The 5,309-nt window shown below is 30.9% G+C and carries 3 protein-coding genes; 2 read left to right on the top strand and 1 reads right to left on the bottom strand.

Annotation, left to right across the window (positions count from 1 at the left end):
• Positions 1 to 303: 303 nt before the first annotated feature.
• Complete coding sequence (locus RWL85_RS08360; RefSeq protein WP_314087057.1) at positions 304 to 1,674, top strand: amino acid permease; 1,371 nt, start codon at positions 304 to 306, stop codon at positions 1,672 to 1,674.
• Between the two features lie 101 nt (positions 1,675 to 1,775).
• Here the strand turns inward: RWL85_RS08360 and RWL85_RS08355 are convergent, their stop codons facing one another.
• Positions 1,776 to 2,468 (bottom strand): GTP pyrophosphokinase family protein, encoded by a 693-nt coding sequence (locus tag RWL85_RS08355; RefSeq protein ID WP_314087054.1) that lies wholly within the window; start codon positions 2,466 to 2,468, stop codon positions 1,776 to 1,778.
• Between the two features lie 406 nt (positions 2,469 to 2,874).
• Here RWL85_RS08355 and nrdD point away from each other — a divergent pair, with 406 nt between their 5' ends.
• Positions 2,875 to 5,058 carry an anaerobic ribonucleoside-triphosphate reductase gene (gene nrdD, locus RWL85_RS08350; protein ID WP_314087051.1) on the top strand — a complete coding sequence of 728 codons (2,184 nt, stop codon included), beginning with the start codon at positions 2,875 to 2,877 and terminating at the stop codon, positions 5,056 to 5,058.
• The last annotated feature ends 251 nt before the right edge of the window (positions 5,059 to 5,309 follow it).

Raw genomic sequence — 5,309 nt, 5'->3', positions numbered from 1 at the left:
TAACTTTATTTAAAGCATCAGATTGTGTTTACACAAAAATCTTGACACTGCCGAAAAATTTGAATAATTTACTTACAGAAGTTATAATATAGGTTGTATTAATTAGAAGATGATTATCATTATAGAGATAATAATTATAGATTGAAATTTAATCGTTATTGGTTAGAAGTAGGCCGGTTTAAACGATTAAAACATAAGAAAATATAGGGGTAATTGGTCTAATTTATAGTAGTAAAGGATTAAAGATAATACTGAAAGTTTTAAAGGAATGGATAACTTTTATGAAAGGAGATTTTTTTATCGATGCAAATATTTAGAAAAAAATCATTAGAAAGGATACTTGGTGAAAGTGGTAAAAAAACATTAAAACCAACTATGAGAACGATAGATTTAATTCTTTTGGGTGTAGGTTCAGTTATAGGTTCAGGTATTCTTGTTCTAACGGGAGAAGCATCTTCTAAAGCGGGGCCATCTGTAATTTTTTCATTTTTAATTGCTGGTTTGGCTTGTGGATTAACAGCGTTATGTTATGCTGAATTATCATCGGCAATCCCGTCGAGTGGGAGTGTCTATACGTATAGTTATATGACATTAGGTGAAATCGTTGCTCACTCTATGGGATGGCTTCTTGGGGGGAGTTATATTATTGCTGGAGCTGCCATAGCAAATGGTTGGTCGAGTTATTTTAAAAATTTATTAGAAGGTTTTGGTGTTGTTATACCTAAGGAGTTTACTTCACTACCAAGTGAAGGTGGTTATGGAAATATACTAGCAATTACTGTTGTATTATTAATAATGATGGTGCTATTTAAAGGGACAAGTAGTAGTAAATTTGTTAATAATTTTATGGTTGTAATCAAGATTGCAGTAATTGTCTTATTTATTCTAGTAGGAATATTTTATGTTAAACCAACAAATTGGACAGATAGTTTCGCCCCTCAAGGTTTATCAGGAGTTATGGTGGGAGCTACAACTGTATTTTTTGCGTATTTAGGTTTTGATACAATTTCAACTTCAGCAGAAGAGACGATAAATCCTCAAAGATCATTGCCGAGAGCTATAATAATTACATTATTTATTTGTACAGCTTTTTATATTACAGTTTGCTTAGTGTTAACAGGTATGGTGCCTTATTATCAACTAGGAAAAGGTGATGCGTTAGCATATGTACTAGAAGTTGTAGGCCAGGATAGGGTAGCGGGAATCGTGTCATTAGGAGCTGTAATAGGTCTTTTAGCTGGACCATTAGCGACTATGTTTGCCTCAATAAGGATTTTATTTACGATGAGTAGAGATGGATTGTTACCAAAGAGCTTAACTAAGTTAAATAAAAATGGAGTACCTGGTTCAACAACAATAGGAGTAGGTATACTTATGGCATTACTGACAGGATTTTTACCGTTAGGACAGTTAGCCGATTTAGCTAATGTTTCATGGATCATTGCTTTTGCATTAGTTAGTTATTCGACTATTGTGATAAGAAAAGAATATCCTAACGCAAGTCGTGGATTCATAATGCCAGGAATGCCGTATTTACCAATATTATCAATTTTATTATTCTTGGTATTATTATATGGTATTCAATTATCTACGTGGATAATTTTCGGATGTTGGATTCTAGTTGGTTTAGTAATTTATTTCAGTTATTCGATGAAACATAGTATAGAAAAATAGTGGTAAAACAATCCTCTTATATTAGTTTTAGGCTAATATGAGAGGATTATTTTGTTTGTTTAAAATTAGAATCAGTTTCTCTTGAATTTATTGAGAAAAATTTATAAAAATTGCGAATCGTCTTCTATTATTTCTTTAACTTTTTGCATTTGATTATCTAGTTTGGCGCTTATCTCCGCACAGAGTAATAGTCGACGTTCGATTTCTTTTTCTTTTTCCTCGCTAAGGTTCTTTTTATATCTAAGTTTATGTTCTAAACTTGCCCAAAAATCCATGGCGATTGTTCTGAATTGGACTTCAACGGCTACGTGTTCTACCTTATCTGATAAGAAGATAGGTACTTTAACAATAAGGTGATAACTTCTATAACCATTGTCTTTGTGATTTTTAATATAATCTTTTTCAGCTATAACTGTTAGGTCGTGTTGTTGTTTTAAAGCATCTACAAGTTTATATACATCGTTTTTGAATGAGCATATAACACGAACACCAGCTACATCATAGATATTTTCTTTAATTGTATCTATATCAAATGGTAAGTCTAATCGTTTAAGTTTATTCATTAAACTTATTGGTGTTTTTAATCTTGTTGTGACAGATTCTATAGGATTGCTTTCACCGTGTAAAGAAAACTCCTTGTCAAAAACATTAAGTTTTGTTTCAATCTCAAGCATTGCACATTCATAATGCATAAATAATTCTACATATGGTTCTAATTCATTAATTAAAAGTGAATTGTTATTTTCTATTGAAAATAACTGATCTGTAAGTTTCTCAATTTGCGTTTTTTTCATATATATTTCTCTCTTTTTTATTTAATATAATTTTATCATAAATCCTATTATTAAAACATAGTTTAAGTAATAAAAAATATAATTTTTTTAATTATGAGTGAACATTTTAATTATCATTTTTAATTAGCTACATATCGCAATGCGTAAAACTGTATCATAAATTTACTCTGTAAAAAAATAATACAGAATCTTATGTAAATCTCTATAAACGTTGATATGTAGGTATTTTTATAGGATAAAGTAGAAAACAGCGATGCTAGAAAAATTCACAATTAAGGCAAAGGGCTAAGGTATAAGGTTTCTGAATTTCCCGGAAATATAAACTGTAGACAGTTGAGATATTTTAAGATAATATAGTATTGTAATATATTTATAAATGAAAAATAATAACGAAATGGGGGATAGCATGTATAAAAACAATTTATTTTCATATACTAAAGCAAAGGTAGATAATTTAACTAATAATTTACTTGTAATAAAGAGGGATGGACGAGTAGTCAGGTTTGATGCTGAAAAAATATATAAAGCAATAGAAAAAGCGGTTCACTCTGTATTTGGAACAAAGCATAGTGTTAATATCGATAGTATTGTAGATAATGTTATTATAGAAATAGCAAATAGATTTAAAGATAATATAAAAATTTATGAGTTGCAAAATATTGTAGAACATACGCTACTTACTTTAGGTGAAGAAGCTATTTATGAAGAGTATGTTGGCTATAGAAGTATGCGTGATATTGAACGTGAACGTAGCTTAGATATAAATGTGGCAATTGAAAAATTAGTTAATCGTGATGAGAATGTGGTGAATGAAAATGCGAACAAGGATAGTTTAGTGTTTAATACACACCGTGATTTAACTAGTGGAATTGTTGCTAAGGCAATTGGACTTAAAATGCTACCAAAGCATGTAGCTAATGCTCATCAAAAAGGAGAGATTCACTATCATGATTTAGATTATTCTCCTTATCAGCCTTTAACTAATTGTTGCTTAATTGATTTCAAAGAAATGTTGACAAAAGGATTCAAAATTGGTAATGCAGATGTAGATAGTCCAAAAAGTATTCAAACAGCTACGGCTCAAATGGCTCAGATTATTGCTAATGTTGCTTCAAGTCAATATGGGGGATGTAGTGCTGATAGAATAGACGAAGTGTTAGCTCCTTTTGCAGAGTTAAATTATAAGAAAAACTTAAAAATGGCAAAAGAGTGGATTGATGATGAAGAAAAGCAGAAGAAATTTGCGGATGAAAAGACTAAAAAAGATATCTTTGATGCAATGCAGTCTTTAGAATATGAAATTAATACTTTATATTCATCACAAGGGCAAACGCCATTTACATCATTAGGTTTTGGATTAGGAGAAGGATATTTCGGAAAAGAAATTCAAAAAGCAATTCTTAAGGTTAGAATTCAAGGGTTAGGAAAAGAAAAGAGAACGGCAATTTTTCCTAAGTTGATATTTGTTATTAAAGATGGGTTAAATCTAAAATCAACTGATCCGAATTATGATGTAAAAGAACTTGCATTATCATGTGCAACTCAAAGAATGTATCCGGATGTACTTATGTACGATACAATTACAAAGATTACGGGTAGTTGTAAGACACCTATGGGATGCAGATCGTTCTTACCTGCATGGAAAAATGAACAAGGAGAGTTTGTAGAAAGTGGACGTATGAATTTAGGGGTAGTAACGTTAAATCTGCCTAGAGTTGCACTTGAATCAAAAGGAAATAAAGAAGAGTTCTGGGAAATTTTTAAGGAAAGATTAGAAATTTGTAAAGATGCATTAGATTATAGAGCGAAACGTTGTGGAGAGGCGAAACCGCAGAATGCACCTATTCTTTATATGCATGGAGCTTTTGGAAAACGTCTTAGACCTGAAGATAGAGTAAAACAGCTTTTTGATAATAAACGTTCTACGTTGTCTCTTGGATATATAGGTTTATATGAGGTTGCTAGTGTCTTTTATGGAGGAGAATGGGAGAAAAATCCTAAGGCGAAAGAATTTACATTAGATATTATGCGTTATATGAAAGAATGTGTAGATAAATGGACAGCAGAAGGTGATTATTGGTATAGTATTTATTCAACGCCTAGTGAGTCTCTAACGGATAGATTTTGTCGAATGGATACTGAGAAGTTTGGTATTGTAGAGAATATTACAGATAAAGAATATTATACTAACTCATATCATTACGATGTAAGAAAGAATCCTACACCATTTGAAAAATTAGATTTTGAAAAGGATTATCCTTATTATGCTAGCGGTGGATTTATTCATTATTGTGAATATCCAGTGTTAAAACAAAATCCAAAAGCATTAGAAGCGGTTTGGGATTATGCATATGATAAGGTAGGATATTTGGGGACAAATACGCCGATTGATCGTTGTTATAAGTGTGGTTATGAGGGGGAATTTGAACCAACTAAAAAAGGATTTAAGTGCCCTGAGTGTGGAAACAGAGACCCAAAAAGCTGTGATGTTGTTAAAAGAACTTGTGGATATTTAGGTAATCCTCAAGCTAGACCAATGATTAAAGGACGTCATAAAGAAATCGTAGCAAGGGTTAAACATTTAAAATAATAATTTTAGATAGAAGTGACATCCAATAATAAATTTTGGTTGTTACTTCTATAATTTATGGGAGTGACACAAAAATTATGATTTTATAGAATTCTCCCCATAAAGGTTATTAAATATTTAAAAAGCTTTTATAAAGCGAATTTAGATATTAATAAAACACTGCGTCTATGAGTCATTTTTAATTTAGGGCTTTTGGATCAGCTCTTAGAACAATAAATAACCTTAATAAATAACCTTTAAGTCCTTTACAT

Origin of the sequence: uncultured Gemella sp. (genome assembly GCF_963515875.1) — a bacterium.
In the GTDB taxonomy this organism is placed as follows: domain Bacteria; phylum Bacillota; class Bacilli; order Staphylococcales; family Gemellaceae; genus Gemella.
The sequence above is the reverse complement of the archived record's forward strand: the minus strand, read 5'-3'. Positions and strand labels throughout refer to the sequence as shown.